7 protein-coding genes are annotated in these 17,745 nt (G+C 72.4%); all 7 read right to left on the reverse strand.

Annotation, left to right across the window (positions count from 1 at the left end; genetic code table 11):
* Positions 1–69: 69 nt before the first annotated feature.
* Genes fabD through AC07GB_RS27560 form a run of 7 tightly spaced genes read right to left on the reverse strand, consistent with a single transcriptional unit; the run spans position 70 to position 17,722 of the window.
* Positions 70–1,977, reverse strand: coding sequence for an ACP S-malonyltransferase (fabD, locus tag AC07GB_RS27530; RefSeq protein ID WP_478849960.1), 1,908 nt, complete (start codon positions 1,975–1,977; stop codon positions 70–72).
* A 4-nt stretch (positions 1,978–1,981) separates the two neighbouring features.
* A complete protein-coding gene (locus AC07GB_RS27535; RefSeq protein WP_478849962.1) occupies positions 1,982–4,312 on the reverse strand; it encodes an enoyl-CoA hydratase/isomerase in 2,331 nt (776 codons plus the stop codon).
* Positions 4,300–5,565, reverse strand: coding sequence for a hydroxymethylglutaryl-CoA synthase family protein (locus AC07GB_RS27540; protein WP_478849964.1), 1,266 nt, complete (start codon positions 5,563–5,565; stop codon positions 4,300–4,302). The genes AC07GB_RS27535 and AC07GB_RS27540 overlap by 13 nt, the downstream gene beginning before the upstream one ends.
* 20 nt (positions 5,566–5,585) lie before the next feature.
* Positions 5,586–6,809 carry a beta-ketoacyl synthase N-terminal-like domain-containing protein gene (locus tag AC07GB_RS27545; RefSeq protein WP_478849966.1) on the reverse strand — a complete coding sequence of 408 codons (1,224 nt, stop codon included), beginning with the start codon at positions 6,807–6,809 and terminating at the stop codon, positions 5,586–5,588.
* A 1-nt stretch (position 6,810) separates the two neighbouring features.
* Positions 6,811–7,065 (reverse strand): acyl carrier protein, encoded by a 255-nt coding sequence (locus tag AC07GB_RS27550; protein ID WP_478849968.1) that lies wholly within the window; start codon positions 7,063–7,065, stop codon positions 6,811–6,813.
* Between the two features lie 59 nt (positions 7,066–7,124).
* Entirely contained in the window at positions 7,125–16,379 is a 9,255-nt protein-coding gene (locus AC07GB_RS27555) for an amino acid adenylation domain-containing protein (RefSeq protein WP_478849970.1), read from the reverse strand.
* Positions 16,376–17,722: an FkbM family methyltransferase gene (locus tag AC07GB_RS27560; RefSeq protein WP_478850078.1), complete on the reverse strand. Its 1,347-nt coding sequence runs from the start codon at positions 17,720–17,722 to the stop codon at positions 16,376–16,378. Before AC07GB_RS27560 ends, AC07GB_RS27555 begins: the two co-directional genes overlap by 4 nt.
* Positions 17,723–17,745: the final 23 nt, after the last annotated feature.

A 17,745-nucleotide genomic window follows, 5' to 3' on the forward strand; every position in this document is an offset into this window, starting at 1 on the left:
GAAGGCGTCAGGGGGCTCACCACGCGGTGGTGAGCCCCCTCTGGCCTTCCGTGGCTGGCTGACTTGAGGTCAGACCAGGGCCGGTGCCGCCCGGGTGACCTCCTCCAGGCCCTCGCGCAGGCGGCGCATCGACGCCGTGTTGTTGCCGAACTGGTTGATGGCGAAGGCGCCCCGGTGGTCGGGGCCGTAGCCGTGCTTGAGGAAGTTGGCGAAGGAGCCGCTGGCGCTCAGGTCGACGAAGTAGTGGCGCGCCGGGTCGCGGAACGCGGTGGCCATCAACTCGTCGAAGCGCACGCGTCCCCTGATCACGTCCCACGCGTAGTCGTCCCAGGCGGTCAGCGCGGTGCCGTCCAGCTCACCGGCGTACGCGCACGAATAGACCGGCAGCTGCGGCGAGTTGACCGTGACCGCGCGCCCCAGGCTCCGGCACTCGTGGCGGATGTCGTCGAGGAGGCCGGAGTGGAAGCCGTGGCGCACGGGCAGCCGGACGGCGATCACCCCTTCCCGGTCGAGCGCGGCGCGGGCCTCGGTGACGCGCTCGGCCTCGCCGCTGACGACGAAGTTGCCGGTGTTCTCGCCGGTGAAGTTGACGCCCGCCAGGGCGAGTCCGGCGAACACATCGCGCCGCCGCTGGTAGAGGGCGGGCGGGGCCAGGACGCTCAGCATGCCGCCGGGCCGGCAGCGCGCCTGGAGGAGGTGTGCCTGTTTCATCACGAGGTCGAGGCCGTCCTCGAAGGACATCGCCCCGGCGACGGTGGCCGCCACGTACTCGCCGAGGCTGTGGCCAAGGACCGCGTCGGGGTGGAAGCCCTCCGCGCGCAGGGCCTCGGTGAGGCTCCAGCCGACGCTGTAGAGCGCCGCGTGCGTGTGCAGGATGTCGTCGAAGTCCTGGCCGCGCCGGGTGCCGTCGTGCATCGCGGCGACCAGGGACGTGCCCTGCGCCGCCTCGTACAGGGCGCTGCACCGGTCCATCGCGTCGCGGAACGCCGGGTGGGTGTCGTACAGCTCCTGCCCCATGCGGTAGTACTGCGTGCCCTGGCCGCCGTACATGAAGACGACCTCGGGGCGCCGCGGTGTCCGGTGCGGGGCGGGTGCCTTCGCGGTGGCGGGCGGCTCGACGGCCAGCGGCTCCTCGCGGATCTTGGCGGTGAGCTTGGTCAGTACGGTGCCGGGGCCGATCTCCCGGAAGTCGTCGTGGCCGCGCGCCATCAGCCAGGAGAGGGATTCGTACCACCGTACGGGGCTCGATATCTGCCGCACGAGGAGGTCGGCGTAGCCGGTCGTGGGGTACGGCCGTGCCGTGCAGTTGGCGATCACGGGGATGCGCAGCGGGCGGAAGTCCACACCCTCCAGGTGGCGGGCGAACTCCTCCTGGACGCCGGCCATGCAGCGCGAGTGGAAGGCCGCGCTCACGTTGAGGGGGATGAACCGCGCCCCCGCCTCGGTGCAGGCCTCGCGGACGTCCGGGGCGTGGACCTCGTCGTAGGGGCCGGAGAGGATGCACTGCTGCCGGGAGTTGATGTTGGCGATGTCGATGCCGGAGTGGGGCAGCGTGGCCAGGATCTCCGCGACGCGCTCCTGGTCCAGGTTGACGACGGCGGCCATCGCGCCCTTGGGGGCCCGGCTCATCAGCTCGCCGCGCCTGCGCACGAGGTCGAGCCCGGTGTCGAAGTCGAAGGCGCCCGCGGCGAACAGGGCGCTGTACTCCCCCAGGCTGTGCCCGGCGACGACGGCGGGCGGGGTGCCGCCGGAGTCGACGTGGTCGAGGTACTGAAGGACGCTGACCGCGTAGAGGGCGGGCTGGGTGTACTCGGTGCGGTTGAGGACCCGGTCGGGGTCGTCGAGGCACAGGGCGCGCAGCGAGTAGCCGAGCAGCCGGTCCGCCCGGGCCACGAGGTCGGGGTACTTCTCGAACAGCTCCTTGCCCATGCCCTTGCGCTGGGAGCCCTGCCCGGGGAATACGTACACGGAAGTCATGTGATCACTCAGCCGTCGCGAGAGGTGCCGGTCCGCCGGTGGCGGGGTGGGGCGTGGAGGGTGTGCTGTCGGCGGCCAGGGCGCCGTAGGCGGCCAGGCGCTCGGTGAGCAGGGCCGCGGTGTCCCGCAGCAGCCGCTCGGCGATGACGTCGACCCTGCGGCCGCGCCACGGTTCGAGGTCGGTGCCGCGCACCCAGGTGTTGAACGCGCCGAGGGCGGGGCCGCAGTGGATCTGGTAGTCGACGCGCTGGTCGGCGCCGCGCAGCGCGAGGCGCGTGGAGTGGACGAAGTACCAGCGGAAGACGTGGGCCATCTTCTGCTTGGGGCTGCGCTCGATTTCCGCGAGCCGGGCGGGGTGGCGCCTGGCCAGGTGAGCGCGGGTCTCCTCCCACACCTCGGCGAGGGAGCGCTTGAAGTACTTGTTCTCCAGGGTCGCGCGGGTGCGCGGGTCGAGGTCGTCGAGGGAGTCGTGCCGTACGTACAGCTCGTACAGCTTCTGGGCGCGGGCGGGGAAGAACGTGCTCTTCCTGACGGCCTGGACGCGGGCGCCGACCTCGAACATGTCGCCCGCGGGGGCGTACTCGGTGTCGTGCACGCCGAGGCCCTGGAGCAGGTCCTTGACGGCGTCGCTGGTGCCGGCCTCCACGGTGCACTGGTTGATGGAGCCGGTCACGAGGAAGTCGGCGCCCAGGGTCAGGGCGGCGAGAGCCGCTTCGGGGGTGCCGATGCCGCCCGCGGCGCCGACGCGCACAGCCTCGGCGCCCTCTTCGGGATAGCCCTCCTCACGGGTCACGCGGTCGCGCAGGGCGCGCATGGCGGGCATCAGGACGTAGGCGTTGCCGCCGTCGGTGTGGCCCGCGGAGTCCGCCTCGACGCACAGGTCCTGCGCGAGCGGGAGGCGGGCGCCGAGTTCGGCCTGCTCGGGGGTGATGAGTCCGTCGTCGAGGAGCTGCCGGACCAGGGGGGCCGGGGCCGGGCGGAGGAAGTGTTCGGCGACCTCGGTGCGCGAGACCTTGGCGATGACGTGGTGGTCCTGGCGGAGGCGGCCGTCGGCGTCGGTGCCGAGGCCCGCGAGGCGGTAGTGGACCAGGGGCAGCGTGGGCCGCAGGTAGGCGGACGCCTCGACGGAGCGCACGCCGTGGCGCAGGTACAGCTCGACGGTGCGGGCCTCGAGGCCCGGGTCGCCCGGGCTGTTCAGGAGGTTCATGCCGAAGGCGCGGCCGGGGTCGAGGCCCTTCCTGATGCGGGTGATCGCGTCGTCGACCTCGTCCAGTGGGAGCCCTCCGGTGCCGAAGAAGCCGAGCATGCCCGCGTTGCCGAGGGCCGTGACGAGGTCGACGGAGGCGATGCCCTTGTACATCGCTCCGGCCGCGTAGGCGTAGTCGACGCCGTGTGCCGCGCGGAAGTGCGGGCTGCCGAGGGCCCGGGGTGACAGGGCGGGCGGCCGTGGTGGGGCGGTGGGGTGCTGGTGGGGTGGTTCCACGGTGGTCTCGCTCGGGGACGGCTGCGGGGGCGGCGGTGCGTGCGGGGTGGGGGCGGCGGCGGTGTCCGGCGTCGCGCTCTCCCAGGGGAAGACGCCCTCTTCGGCGTAGCGCCGGATGGCCCGTACGTTGTCGGGGTCGCCGAAGACCTGGCGGTTGGTGGCGAGCGCGACGTCCTTGGTGTGCTCGGTCAGCGGGGACAGCTCGCGCAGGTACGCCTTGTAGCGGGCGACACCCTTCTTCGAGAGCCGTCCCAGGCGCTGGAGGTGGCGCTTGAGGAGCGCGTCGCTGGGCGTGCCGAGGGCGTCGACGAGCCCCCAGGCGTGGGCCTGCCGGGCGTCGATGGTCTGGGTGGTGGCGGCGAGGTAGTGGGCGCGCTGGAAGCCGGTCCTGCGGATCAGATACGGCAGGACGACGGCCGGGATCAGGCCGAAGAGCAGCTCGGAGAGGCTGAAGGTGGCGCTGTCGTCGGCGATCACCACGTCGCACGCCGCGACGAGGCCGACGCCGCCCGCGTTGGCCTTGCCGCGCACGTGCGCGACGGTGAGCACGTCGGTGTACGCCATGCGCCGGAACAGCTCGAACATCGGCTCGGGGTCGAAGGACGTGTCCTGGCCGGAGCGCGCCGCGTCGCTGATCACGCCGAAGTCGGCGCCGAAGCAGAACACCTCGGGCAGGCCTTCGAGGACGACGACGGTGGTGTGCTCCGAGGTGGCCGCGCGCGTGAAGACGTCGTCGAGTTCGCGCACCAGCGTGGCGTTGATGGCGTTGCCCGCCTCGGGCCGGTGGATCCCGGCGAAGAGGACGCCGCCCTGTTCGCGGACGCGCAGGGTGGAGTAGGTCAGTCGATCCATGCGTACTCCCGGTGGAACTCCTTGATCGCGCGCAGGACGAGGCGCGGCGATGCGCCCGCGGCGCCCTGCGCGGTCCGGGCGACGAAGTCCTGGTTGACGACCGTGTCGCGGGTGCCGACGCGCACGAACGCGCTCTCCCGCAGGAGCTGGTCGTACTCGTCGAGGGAGAGCTGGTAGCGCGCGTCGAGGTGGTCCTCGATGCCCATGGACCGCAGCCGCTCGGCGCCGTCGGGGGTGACGACGCCGCTGTAGAACTCCGAGCAGCAGCCGGATCCGTAGGAGAAGAGCCCGATGCGCCGCGGGTCGGGGTAGGAACCGTTGCAGATGGTGCCGGCGAGGGAGAGGAAGACGGTCGCGCCCATGATGTTGCCGACCCGGCCGCAGTAGCTGAGGCCGGGCACGACGCGGCGCTCGAAGTCCTCGGCGACCGCGGCGCCCTTGGCCCCCGCGACCTTGCGCATCATGGTGCGGTGGGCGCCCTTGACCATGCCGCCGAAGGGGGTGTGGAAGGCGAGGTACTGGAAGGTCTCGCGGTAGTCGGCGCCCTCCACCTTGGCCTCGTAGGCGCGGTAGGCCTGCTCGCAGCAGTCCAGGTACGACATCAGGGAGAGGTCGACGTCGCCGGCCTCGCTGTCGGGGGCGGGGCGGCAGGTGTCCATGACCTCGTAGCCGTACGTCCCGCTGGCGCCGACGTCGAGCTGGAAGACGTGCGGCTCGGCGCTGATGAGCAGGGCGACCGCGCCCGCGCCGCCGCTGGGTTCGGCGTAGGCCCAGTCCTGGGCGGCCACGTCGTCGCCGTCCTCCAGGATGTAGCGCGAGATGTCCGTGGCGATGACCAGGGCCTTGGCGCCGGGCGACGTGCCCGAGAGGATGAGGTTGCAGGCCATCTGGAGCCCGGCGGTGCCCGCGTAGCAGGCCTGCTTGAGTTCGAACATCCGGCAGTTGCGGCTCAGGCCGAGCTGGTCGTGCAGATAGGTGCTGGCCGACTTGGAGAAGTCGAAGCCCGACTCGGTGCAGGTGATGAGGAGTTCGATGCGGCCCTTCTCCTCCTCGCTCATGCGGTCGAGGAGCGGCCGGGCCGCGTTGGCCCCGAAGGTGACCGGGTCCTCGAAGGGCAGCGCGACCGTCTTCTCCTGCATCAGGAGGTTGTTCAGGCGCGCGGGGTCCAGCTCGCGGTGGCGCGCCAACTGCATGACGTCGAGCACGGCCGAGCCGCCGAACACGTTCATCGCTTCGATACCGACGCGGGTCATGGGGTTCGCTGTTCTGCTCTCTATGCGGCGCACGCGCTCAGGCACAGTGCGGTGTTGATGCCGCCGAAGCCCATGCTCAGGCTCAGGCAGTGCTGGATGTCGGCCTCGACGGCCGTCTCGCGCACCCAGCGCGGGGCGTCGTCGACGGGCTCGGCGAGGTTGCGCGTGGGGTGGAGGCGCCCGTGCCGCATCTGGAGCAGCGACGCGACCGCCTCGACGGCTCCGGCGGCCGTCAGGCCGTGGCCGGTGATCGACTTCGTGGCGTTGACAGCGGCGTGGGTGAGGCCGCAGGCCTTGAGGGCCGCCACCTCCGTCTCGTCGCCCGTCGGGGACGCGGTGCCGTGCGGGTTGACGTAGTCGATGTCCCGTGCGGTGAGCCCGGCGCGGTCCAGGGCCTGGCGGATCGCGGCGGTCTCGCCCGCCAGGGACGGGTCGGGGTTGCGGTTTCCGTCCAGGCGTACGGACCAGCCGCCGATCCGCGCGTACGGGGCGGGGGCGTCCGGGCGGGCGCCCGCGCGCTCGATGACCAGCGCGGCGCAGGCCTCGCCGTAGACGAAGCCGGAGCGCGCCTTGTCGAAGGGGCGGCAGGCCTCGGCGGGCGCGTCGGCGTGGTCCTCGCCCGCCATGGCGCCCATCGCGTGCAGGCCGAGCAGCTCCCAGTACGACAGGTCGGCGAGCGCGCCCAGGGCGAGGCACACGTCGACGCGGCCGGAGGCGACGGCCTCCGCCGCCTCGATGACGGCGAGCTGCCCGCTGGCCGACGCGCCGCCCACGGTGTGGGCGAGGCCGCGGATCCCGAAGGCGCTCGTGCTCAGGCCGCACAGGTCGGTGTCCAGGTACGACAGGCCGTAGCTCGGCCGCAGGAAGCGCGGCTTGGCCCGGTGCCGGTCGTGGGCCAGGACGAGTTCGCGCTGCTGGAGGTTGCTGCCGCCGATGACGAGGCCGACGCGGTCGGGGTCGTAGCCGTCGAGGCCCGCCTCGGTCCACGCCTCTTCGAGGGTGGCGAGGGCGACCCGCCCGGTGAGGGACGCGGTGCGCAGCTCGCGGGCGCCGAGCCGGGTGGTGGGTTCCTGAGCGGGCAGTTCGGCGCCCACGAAGCGGGTGCCGGACTGCCGCCCGGGCCGGTCCATGACGGCGAACCGGTGCTCTCCGGCGAACAGTGCCCTGGTGAAGTCGGCCTTGCCCCGGCCCACGGCGGTGGTGACGCCGAGGCCGGTGACGACGAGCCCTGCGGAGTTCCTCACGTCACCGGGCCTTGACCGCTGCCGTGTCGCTGAGGTGCCGCGCCAGCTCGCCCAGGTTCTGCGGCCCGTGGGTCTCGACGAGGGGGATGTCCAGGTCCATCTCCTCCAGGACGGTCATCACGATCTCCGCGCGGTCCATGGAGTTGGCGCCCAGCTCGTCCAGGGTGTCGGCCCTGCTGAAGTCGTGGTCGGCGAGTTCCGGGAGGATCTCACGGACGGCGTCGACGATCAGGGCGAAGGTCTTTTCCTCGGTCATGTGCGCGCTTTCGCTGGTGGGGATGGGACGGGTGGGGCGGGCGGGGGCGTGGTCGGTGCTCATCCGGCACCGCCGTCCGCCGCCGCGTCGCGCAGCCGCGCGAGGCTCGCGCCGGGCTGTGTGACGATCTTGAGGAGCAGCCTCTCGTAGGTGGCCGCCATCTGGCGGGCCGTGCTCCTGGCGTAGAGGTCGGTGCTGTACTCCAGGTAGCCGCGCAGGCCGTCGGGGGTCTCGCGGACGACGAGGTTGAGGTCGAACTTCGCCGTGCCGCTGTCGGTGGGCAGGGGCACGAAGCCCAAGCCGCCGGGGTCGTGCGGGGCGGCCTCGGCCGCGGGCACCAGGTTGAACATGGCCTGGAACAGCGGCGAGTGCGCCGGGTCCGGTTCGGGCACCAGGGCCGTCACGAGGTCGGCGAAGGGGATGTCCTTGTGGTCGTGGGCGGCGGCGGTGACGCCCTTGGCCTGCGCGAGGAGTTCGTCGAAGGCCTGCTCGGGCCGCACGTCCAGGCGCATGACCAGGACGTTGATGAAGTAGCCGACGAGGCGCTCCAGCTCGGGGCGCGGCCGGTTGGTCACCGGCGAGCCGATGGCGAGGTCCCGGTCGTCCGTGTGGGCGCCGAGCAGCGTCGCGAAGGCCGCGAGGAGCGTCAGGTACAGGGTGCCGCCGCGCTCCTTGCTGACCCGCTTGAGCTGGTCGAGCACGGCGGCGGGGACGTTCACCTCGACCGCCGAGCCCTGGTACGACTTCGCGGCGGGCCGCTGGTAGTCGGTGCGCAGGGCGGTGCGCGGCGGCAGGCCCGCGAGCTGGGAGCGCCAGTAGGCCTCCTGCCGGGCGCGGGCCTCGGCGTCGAAGGACCGGCGCTGCCAATGCGCGAAGTCCGCGTACTGGACGGGGAGTTCGGGAAGCGACGGCGTCTCGCCGCGGCTCAGCGCCTGGTACAGGGCGTTGAGTTCGGCGATGAACACGCCGGTCGACCAGCCGTCGAAGATGCCCCAGGGCCGGGTGACGACCGCGACGTGCTCGTACGGCGTGAGGGTCAGGATGTGGACGCGCAGCATGTGCCGGTCCTCGGGCGCGAACGGCCGGGTCCGCTCGGCGCGCAGGAACTCGGCGACCGCGCTGTCGCCGGGGACGTCCTCGAAGGCGACGGCGAAGCCGCTGGTGTCGTTCACCCGCTGGACGTGGGTGTCGCCGCGCCGCGGGTAGCTGGTGCGCAGCACGGCGTGGCGGGCCACGAGAGCCTCGAAGGCGCGGGCGTAGGCCCGCCGGTCCAGGGGGCCGATGACGCGGTAGGCCATCTGTACGTTGTCGTACGACGAGCCGAGATGCTCGCGCGGGTGGAGGAACCACAGTTCGCTCTGCTGGCAGGAGAGCGGGCTCTCGTCGCCGGGGCCGGTGAGGGGCACCAGCGGGACGGTCTCATCGGCCGGGCGGACCGCCGCCGCGTCGAGCCCCGCGGCCAGTTCGCCGAGGGTGGCGCCCGCGAGGATCGACTGGAGCGGCACTTCCTTGCCGGTCTCCTGCTTGACGCGGATGGTGAGCCGGGTGGCGAGCAGGGAGTGCCCGCCGAGGTCGAAGAAGCTGTCCTGGAGCCCGACGCGGTCGACGTCGAGGACGTCCTGGACGAGGCGGCACAGCGCCTGCTCGGTGGCGGTGCGGGGCGCGACGTAGACCTCCTTGTGCACGTCGGCCTCGTCGGGGGCGGGCAGGGCGCGCTTGTCGACCTTGCCGTTGGGGGTGAGGGGCAGCTCTTCGAGGGCGACGAAGACGCTGGGGACCATGTACTCGGGGATCCTGCCCGCGAGGTGGTCCTTGAGGGTGCGGGTCAGGGCCTGGCCCGTGGTGGCGATCTGCGGGACGTTCGCCAGGTGGGTCGCGCCGTACGCGGCCCGGGCCCGCGCGGTGGGCCGCTCCCCCTTGGCGAGGATCAGGTCGAGGCCGTCCAGGCGGTCCTGGGACCAGGTCACGGCGGCCTGGTAGCCGAGCTTCTCGGCGTACGCGAGGACGTCCTCCAGGTCGCGCGCCCGCCGGCGGGCGGCGTCCGTGAGGCGGCTCGCGCCGAGGGGCTCGACGTGCTGCTGCGCGGTGGTGCCGCGCAGGCTCTCGGCGGCGCGGACGTCGTCGGCGACGCGCGGGTTGTCCAGGCCCGTGACGCCGAACCGCGTGCGGCTGCCGTCGGCGAGCAGGGCGCGCACCTCGTCGGGCGTGGTGGCGGTCAGCCAGGGCAGCTCGTCGTCGCGGGCGGGGGCGGGGCCCTTGGTGAGGACCACGTCGTAGCGGTAGCTGAGCATTTCGTTGGCGCCGGTGCCGCGCTTGACGGTGATGTCGGCGGAGCCGATGTCCGCGAAGCGCCCGGGCAGCCCGGCGAAGTAGCTCGGGCTGACGAGGAGTTCGGTCTCCTGCTGGCGGCGGCGCTGCACCTGGCGGGCCAGGGCGGCGACGGAGACGCGCGCGGGGAGGCGGCTGCGCTCGACGGCCGTGACGTGCGCGGTGAACAGGTCGAGGTTCCTGACGTCGCCGATGAGGATCCGGCCGCCGTCGGCGACGAGGGGCAGCAGCCGCTCGATGACCTCTTCCAGATAGAGCCGGTTCGGGAAGTACTGGGCCACGGAGTTGATGACGACGGTGTCGAACTTCTCCGTGTCGCCGAGGCCTTCGGGCAGGGTCACGGACCGGGCGTCGCCCTGCGCGAGGGTGACGTGCGACCAGCCGCGGCGGTCGGCGCCGCGCCGCACCCCGGCCAGGGCCGAGGCGGAGATGTCGACGGCGTGCACGGCTTCGCAGGCTCCGGCGTAGCGGAACAGCAGCAGGCCCGTGCCGCAGCCGACCTCCAGGAGCCTGCGGGGCCGCAGCTCCTCGATGCGGCGGACGGTGCCGTCGATCCACTCGCGCATCTCGTGCTCGGGGATGGCGTCCCCGGTGTAACTGCAGTTCCAGCCGACCAGGTTGAGGTCGTCGCCAAAGTCACCGGCAGCGTCGGCGGCGCTGCTCGCCTGTTCGTCCGCGTCCGTGCCGTACTGGTCCTCGAAGAGGTCCTGCCACTGCTCCAGGCGGTCGGCGTTCTGCTCGCGCGCGGTGGCGTCCAGCCAGTCGGTCGTGGGCCGCACGTAGGCGACGAGCTTCTTCGCCTCGCCGCTCGCCTGGGTGGTGACGACGGCGCCGCGCACGGCGGGGTGGGAGTGCAGCGCGTTCTCGATCTCGCCGAGTTCGACGCGGAAGCCGCGGACCTTCACCTGGTCGTCGACGCGGCCGACGAACTCCAGGGCGCCGTCGGGCAGTCGGCGCACCAGGTCGCCGGTGCGGTAGAGGCGGGCCCCTGGCCTGGTGGCGAAGGGGTCGGCGACGAACCGCTCCTTCGTGAGCTGGGGGTTGCCGAGGTAGCCGCGGCCGACGCCCGCGCCGCCCACGCACAGCTCGCCGACGACGCCGAGCGGCACGGGCCGCAGGTGCGTGTCGAGCACGTGGGCGGTGGACTGGGCGATGGGCCTGCCGATGGGGATGACCGCGTCGTCGGCGATGTCCCGGGGGATCACGTGGCAGGTGGAGGCGATGCTGTTCTCGGTCGGGCCGTAGGCGTTGACGACGGTGAGGCCGGGGTGGGCCGCGTAGAGGCGGCGTACGTCCTTGGCGGAGAAGGCCTCGCCGCCGACACCCAGGTAGGTGAGCGGCAGCCGCCGCCCCTGCGCGGCCTCGGCGAACGCGGGCAGGAAGGCCGCGGACAGGGCCATCGTCGTGACGCCGGAGCGCTCGGCGGTGTCCAGGAGCGCGCCCACGTCCTTGGAGTCGCCGTCGTGCAGGACGAGGCGGGCGCCGCACAGCAGCGGGCCGAGTACCTCCTGGGAGCCGACGTCGAAGGAGATCGAGGAGTGGTGGAGCACGACGGCGTCGGGGGTGGTCGGGAAGTAGTCCGGGTTGCGCACCAGGCGCACGACGCCGCGCTGTTCCACCAGGACGCCCTTGGGGACGCCGGTGGACCCCGAGGTGAAGATGGCGTAGGCCAGGTGCTCGGGCGTGAGGCCGAGGTCGGCGCGCGTCAGGTCGTGGTCCGGGCGGCCGGCGAGCAGCTGGGTGCCGTCCCCCGCGCGTTGCCCGGTGTCCAGGTGGAGGACCTGGGGGCGCTTGCCGCCGTCCCCGCCGTCGAGCCGCTCCGCCGGCAGGTGGGACTGGCTGAGCACGATGTCGACGCCGGAGCGCGCGACAAGGGTGCGGATGCGCTCCTGGGGGTAGTCCGGGTCGATGGGGACGTACGCGCCGCCCGCCTTGAGGATGCCGAGCAGGCCGGTCACAAGGTCCGGGGAGCGGCGGGCGCACAGGCCCACCAGGGTGTCGGGGCCGACTCCCTGCTCGCGCAGCCAGTGCGCGACGCGGTTGGCGCGCGCGTTGGTCTCGGCGTAGGTGAGGCGCTGCTCGCCGTGCTCGACGGCGACGGCGTCGGGGCGCCGCCTGACGTGCTCCTCGAAGAGTTCGAAGAGGCAGTGGTCGTCCGGGTAGGGCTTGTCCGTGTCGTTCCACTCGGTCAGCAGGCGGTGGCGTTCCGCGGCCGGGAGCACGTCGATGTCCAGGGCGCGCGTGCCGGTGCCGTCGTCGGTGGCCAGGGCGTCGACGAGGCCGGTCACCGCCGCTTCCACGTAGCCGAGGACGGCGTCCGGCGAGAGCGCGGCGTCGACCTGGGCGTTGAGGGACAGTTCGGTCCCGGTGTCGTCGACGGACACGCCCACCGGGTAGTTGGTGCGGTCGAGGGAGCCCAGCCAGCGGATGCCGAGGTCCTCCAGGGTCGCGGGGCCCTGGTCGCCCTGGCGCGGCTCGAAGTACCGGAAGTTGATCATCGAGCTGAACAGGGTGGCGTCGCCGTCCAGGCCGCTGGAGCGCTGGGCCAGGGTGAGTGCGCTCTGCTCGTAGGCGATCAGTTCCTTGAGGGACGCGTCGACGGCGGACACCAGGTCCTTGACGCTGCGGTCGGCGAGGCGCACCCGCAGGGGCAGGGTGTTGATGAAGTTGCCGAGCATCCGCTCGACGCCGGGCACGCCCTGGAGGCGGCCGGAGAGGACGGTGCCGAAAACCACGTCGTCGCGTCCGCCGGTGGCCGCGGTGACCAGGGCCCAGGCGGCGTGGAAGAGGGCGGCGGGGCTGATCCGCAGCCGCTGCGCCTGCTCGCGCAGACGGCTGGTGAGGCCGGGCGGCAGGGAGCGGCGCAGGTCGCGCACGCGGCTGCCGTCGCCGTGCACGTCGACGAGCTGGAACGGCGTGGTGGGCTCGGTGACGTCGCCCAGCTCGCGGCAAAAGTACGTCTCGGCGTCGTTCGCGGCGAGCTGGTGCAGGGTGTGGCCGACGAAGTCGCGGTAGGCCGGGGCCGGGGGCAGCTCGTCGGCACGGCCCGCCATGTGCGCGGCCAGCTCTTCGAGGATGAGGCGCAGCGAGGTCGCGTCCTCGATGAGGTGGTGGACGCGCAGGAGCAGGAAGTGCCGCGGGGAGTGCGGGTCGGCGGCGACGGCGAGGTGCAGCAGCGGCGCCCGGTCGAGCGTCATCGTCCCCGGGTCCGCGAGCCAGGCGCGGGCCTGCTCCTCGGCGGCCTCGGAGTCGGCGGCGTCGAGCGTGCGCCGCTCGACGTCGAGGCGGACGTCGCGCAGGACCACCTGCACGGGTTCGCCGAGGCCCTCGGTGACGACGGCCGTGCGCATCACGTCGTGCCGGTCCACCACGTTCTGGAGGGCCGCGACGAAGGTGTCGCAGGTCTGCCGGTCCGGGGCGGTGAGCAGGATCGGGATGACGTACGGGTCGTTGGCGGGGTCCATCAGGTGATGGAAGAGGATGCCCTCCTGCGACGGCACGAGGGGGTAGACGTCCTGCACGTTGGGGGCGCCGCCGGGCACGCGGGACACGACGGCATCGACGGCGGCCTGGTCCAGGTCGACCAGCGGCAGCATCTCGGGGGTGAGCCGCTCGCAGCCGTCGGGGACGGCGGGGGCGGGCACGGCGTAGCCGGCGGCGGCCGGTCCTGCGCGGTCGATGTCGGCGGCGAGGTCGGCGAGCGTGGGGCTGCTGAAGACGCTGCGGACGGCGACGTCGAGGCCGCGCTCCTTGAGGCGGGCGATGAGGACGGTGATGAGCAGGGAGTGGCCGCCGAGCGCGAAGAAGTTGTCGTGCGCGCTGACGCGGTCCTCGTCGAAGCCGAGGAGTTCGGCCCAGGCGGCGGCGAGGGTCCGCTCGGTCGCGGTGGCCGGGGCCGTGTAGGCGCGCTGCGCGAAGGCCTCGATGCCGGGTGCGGGCAGGGCCTTGCGGTCGAGCTTGCCGTTGCCGGTGATGGGCAGGCGTTCCAGGGCCACGAAGGCGCTGGGGACCATGTAGTCGGGCAGGGTCCTGCGCAGGTGGCGGGCGAGTTCGGCGCGCTGGTCAGGTTCGTCGGCGCCGGGGCGCAGGACGGTGTACGCGACGAGCTGCCGGTCGCCCGGGGTGTCCTCGCGGGCGATGACGCGGGCGTCCTGGACGGCGGGGTGTTCGGTGAGGCGGGCCTCGATCTCGCCCAGCTCGATCCGGAAGCCGCGGATCTTCACCTGGTCGTCGTTGCGGCCCAGGTATTCGAGGGAGCCGTCGGGAAGCCAGCGGGCCAGGTCACCCGAGCGGTACATGCGCGCGCCCGGCTCCTCGCGGAACGGGTCGTCCAGGAACCGCTCCGCGGTCAGCTCCGGCCGGTTCAGATAGCCGCGGGCCACGCCCGCGCCACCGACGTACAACTCCCCCACGACCCCTACCGGTACCGGCTGGCCGTGTCCGTCGAGGACGTAGGTGCGCAGGTCCGGGATGCGCTCGCCGATGGGGCTCACGGTGCGGTCCGCGTCGGCTTCGGTGATCAGCCGGTACGTCACGTGCACGGTGGTCTCGGTGATGCCGTACATGTTGACCAGCTGGGTGCTCTTGTTGACCGGGCGGCGCAGCCAGGGCTTGAGCGAGGCGACCTCCAGGGCCTCGCCGCCGAAGACGACCACGCGCACCGCGTGCGGCTCCGGGTCCTCGCCCTGTGCGGCGATCAGCTGCCGGAAGGCGCTGGGGGTCTGGTTGAGGACCGTCACACCCGCCTCGCACAGCAGTCGGTAGAAGTCCTCCGGGCTGCGCGTGACGGCCTGGGGAACGACCACCAGACGGCCGCCGTGCAGCAGCGCGCCCCAGATCTCCCACACGGAGAAGTCGAACGCGAAGGAGTGGAACAGCGCCCACACGTCGCGCTCACCGAAGCGGAACCAGTCGTGCGTCGACGTGAACAGCCGCACCACATTGCGGTGTTCGACCACCACGCCCTTGGGCACACCGGTCGAACCCGACGTGTAGATGACGTACGCCGCGTGCGTGGGGCCCACGCCCGTGCCGGTGACGTCGTCGCCCGACAGGGCGGCCCACCGGTCGGCGTCGGCGCGGACGTCCACGACGGGGATCGAGGGGGCGGCCAGGCCCTCGGGCAGCGCGCCGTCGGTGACGAGCACCTGGGGCGCGCTGTCGCCGAGCACGTGCGCGAGGCGGTCGGCGGGCGACGACGGGTCGAGCGGCACATAGGCGCCGCCCGCCTTGAGCACCGCGAGCACGGCCACCACGAGGTGCTCGCTGCGCGGCAGGCACAGGGCCACGAGCACGTCAGGGCCCACGCCCAGGCCGCGCAGATGCCGGGCCAGACGGTTCGCCCGCGCGTTCAGCTCCCCGTACGACAGGCAGCGGTCCTCGAACCGCACCGCCACGGCGTCGGGGGTACGCTCCGCGACCTCCTCGAACCACGTGTGCAGACACCGCTCCACCGGCTCCTCGGCAGGCACCTCGTTCCACCCGGCGAGCACCTGGTGGCGCTCGTCGGCGTCGAGGGTGCTGAGCCGGGAGAGCCGCTCCCCCGGTGCGGCGACGACGGCGTGAAGGAGCGCGGTGTAGTGGCGGACGAAGCGCTGGACCGTCTCGCGGTCGAAGAGGCCGGTGTTGTACTCGAAGGCGCCGATCAGCCCGTCCGGGGTCTCGCGCAGGTCGAGCGTCGCGTCGAACTTGGTGATGTCGAAGTCGAACTCGATGAGGGACACGTCGAGGTCCCCCAGGCGCACCTCGCGGTCGGTGTGGGCCTCCTGGAGGACGAAGGCGACCTGGAACAGCGGCGAGTGGCTGAGGCTGCGCTCCAGCTGCAAGGCGTCGACGACGGCTTCGAAGGGCACGTCCTGGTGGCTGAAGGCCCCCAGCGCCACGTCCTTCACGCGGCCGAGCAGATCGGTGAAGGTCGGGTCGCCCGACAGGTCGGCGCGCATCACCAGGGTGTTGGCGAAGTAGCCGATGAGCCCTTCGGACTCGATGCGCTGGCGGTTCGCGACGGGGGTGCCGATGGCGATGTCCGTCTGCTCGCTGTAGCGGTGCAGCAGGAGCGCGTAGGCCGAGAGGAGCGTCATGTACAGCGTGACGTCGTGCTGCTCGGCGAGGGCCTTCAGCCGCCGCAGCAGGTCCTCGGGCAGGTGGAAGCGCTCGTGCGCGCCGTCGTAGGTCTTGATCGCCGGGCGGGTGCGGTCGGCGGGCAGGGGCAGGCGCGGGTCGACGCCGTCGAGCCGGCCGGTCCAGTAGCCGAGCTGGCGGTCCTGCACCTCGTCGACGAGCCACTGGCGCTGCCAGTGCGCGTAGTCCGCGTACTGGATGGGTAGCGGTGCGAGCGGCGAGGGCTCGCCAGCGTGGAACGCCTCGTACAGGGTGACCAGCTCGCGGAAGAACACGCCGAGCGACCAGCCGTCGGAGACGCTGTGGTGCATGGTCACGAGCAGGACGTGGGCGTGCTCCGACTCGCGCAGGAGGCGGACGCGGATCAGTGAGTCGCGGGCCAGGTCGAAGGGCGCCACGGCCTCGCGCTCGCAGATCGACGGCAGCTCGGCGGGGTCGGTCAGCTCCTCCTCGCCGACCGCGAAGTCACGGCCGTCGCCGATCTCCTGGTACGGCACGCCGTCGCGCTCGACGAAGCGGGTGCGCAGCGCCTCGTGGCGCTGAACGATCGTCTCCAGGGCGCGCAGCAGGGCGGGGCGGTCGAGCGGGCCGCTCAGGCGCAGCGCCATCGGGATGTTGTAGTACGCGCTGGTGCCGTCCAGCTGCGCCAGGAACCACAGGCGCTGCTGGGCGAAGGACAGCTGGACCGGCTCGTCCCCGGTGTGCGGGCGGGGGCCGATCGCCTCCAGGGCGGACAGGTCGACGCCCTGCTTCCTCAGCATCGCGATGAGGGCGCGCTGCTTGTTGGCGGGCAGCGACTTGATCTTCCGGATCAGGTCGAGGGAGGTGCCGTTGCTCGGGGTGCTCGTCGTCGGTGTCGTGGTCACTTGATCCGGCCTTCCCAGGCGTCCAGCTCTTCTTCGCTCATGTTCTCGATCAAGTCGATGCTCTCCAGGATCGCGGCGACGTCGACGGCGCCGCCCTGTGGTGCCACGGGCGCGCGTCGCTCCAGCTCGGCGGCCATCGCGGCCAGCGTCGGTCCCTCGAAGACGGCCTGCACGGTGAGTTCGGCGCCCGTCGCCTGGGCGAGGCGGTTGACGAGGCGGGTGACGAGCAGCGAGTTGCCGCCGAGGGCGAAGAAGTCGCTGTCCACGTCCAGGTCGTCGGTGTCGGTGCGCAGCAGCTCCGCCCAGACGCCCGCGACGGTCCGCTCGGCCTCGGTGCGGGGCGCGACGCGGCGCCCGGTGGGCCGCCGGCGGTCCTCGGGGGCGGGCAGGGCCCGCTGGTCGAGCTTGCCGTTCTGGGTCAGGGGCAGCTCTTCGAGGAGGACGTGCGCGGCCGGGAGCATGTACTCGGGCAGCGCCGCGCCCAGCTTCTCGCGTACGTCGGCGAGCAGGGCGGCCCGGCCGGACCAGCGCGGCGCGGCGGCGGACCCGGCCGGCGGCCGTGCGCCCTGGTCGTCGGCGCGGCGGGCGTAGACGTTGTAGAGGGTGGTGTTGCGGAGCAGTCGGTTGTCCTGCTCGCACACGACGTCGTAGCCGAGGGCCTTGAGGAGGGTGACGACCTTCTCCAACTGCCCGTCCACGTCGTGGAGTTCGACGACGAGCTGGCGGATCTTCGGCCAGTCCCGCCAGTGGATGCCCTTGAGCACCTCGTACTCGGCGTTCTCCACGTCGACCTTCAACAGGTCGATCCGGTCGAGCGATTCCTCCGCGATGATCTCCGAGACGGTCCGCAGGCGGCAGGTGAACTGTTCGCTGTCGAGGCGGGCGTCGACGACCGCGTCGACGAGGTCGTCCCCCGCGGTGGTGCCGTCGGTGCCCTCGTCGGTCAGCTCCTCCTGGTTGCGCAGGTACGAGCGCACCAGGTCGTGGGCCTGTTCGGCGGTGGTGACGCTGGAGGAGATGACGGTGTTGTGGCGGTAGAAGGTGAAGGTCTCCTCCTTCGCCTCGGCCGCGAGGCCGCAGTCGTGCACCTTGGCGTCGATGCCGTGGAGCGCGACGTTGCGGCGCAGCGAGTCGAAGACCGGCGGGATCGGCTCGAAGGCGTGGATCCTGGCGCCGGGGCAGCGGCTGCCCGCGAACAGCGTGAACAGGCCGATGTTGGCGCCCACGTCGAAGATGGTGTCGCCGTCCTCGATGGTGATGCCGTTCCGCAGGTATTCGAGGTGCGTGAAGATCTCGTCGTAGACGAAGTCGGTCTCGCTCCTGTTCTGCTGGAACACCGTCATGCCGTTGGGCAGCTCGTAGGTCC

It is taken from the genome of Streptomyces sp. NPDC045778, from assembly GCF_056431945.1.

Bases quoted from the DNA above. Each gene is read 5' to 3' on its own strand.
- AC07GB_RS27535 (WP_478849962.1), bottom strand. From the start codon at position 4,312: ATGGATCGACTGACCTACTCCACCCTGCGCGTCCGCGAACAGGGCGGC.
- AC07GB_RS27540 (WP_478849964.1), bottom strand. From the start codon at position 5,565: ATGACCCGCGTCGGTATCGAAGCGATGAACGTGTTCGGCGGCTCGGCC.
- AC07GB_RS27560 (WP_478850078.1), bottom strand. From the start codon at position 17,722: ATGACGGTGTTCCAGCAGAACAGGAGCGAGACCGACTTCGTCTACGAC.
- fabD (WP_478849960.1), bottom strand. From the start codon at position 1,977: ATGACTTCCGTGTACGTATTCCCCGGGCAGGGCTCCCAGCGCAAGGGC.
- AC07GB_RS27550 (WP_478849968.1), bottom strand. From the start codon at position 7,065: ATGACCGAGGAAAAGACCTTCGCCCTGATCGTCGACGCCGTCCGTGAG.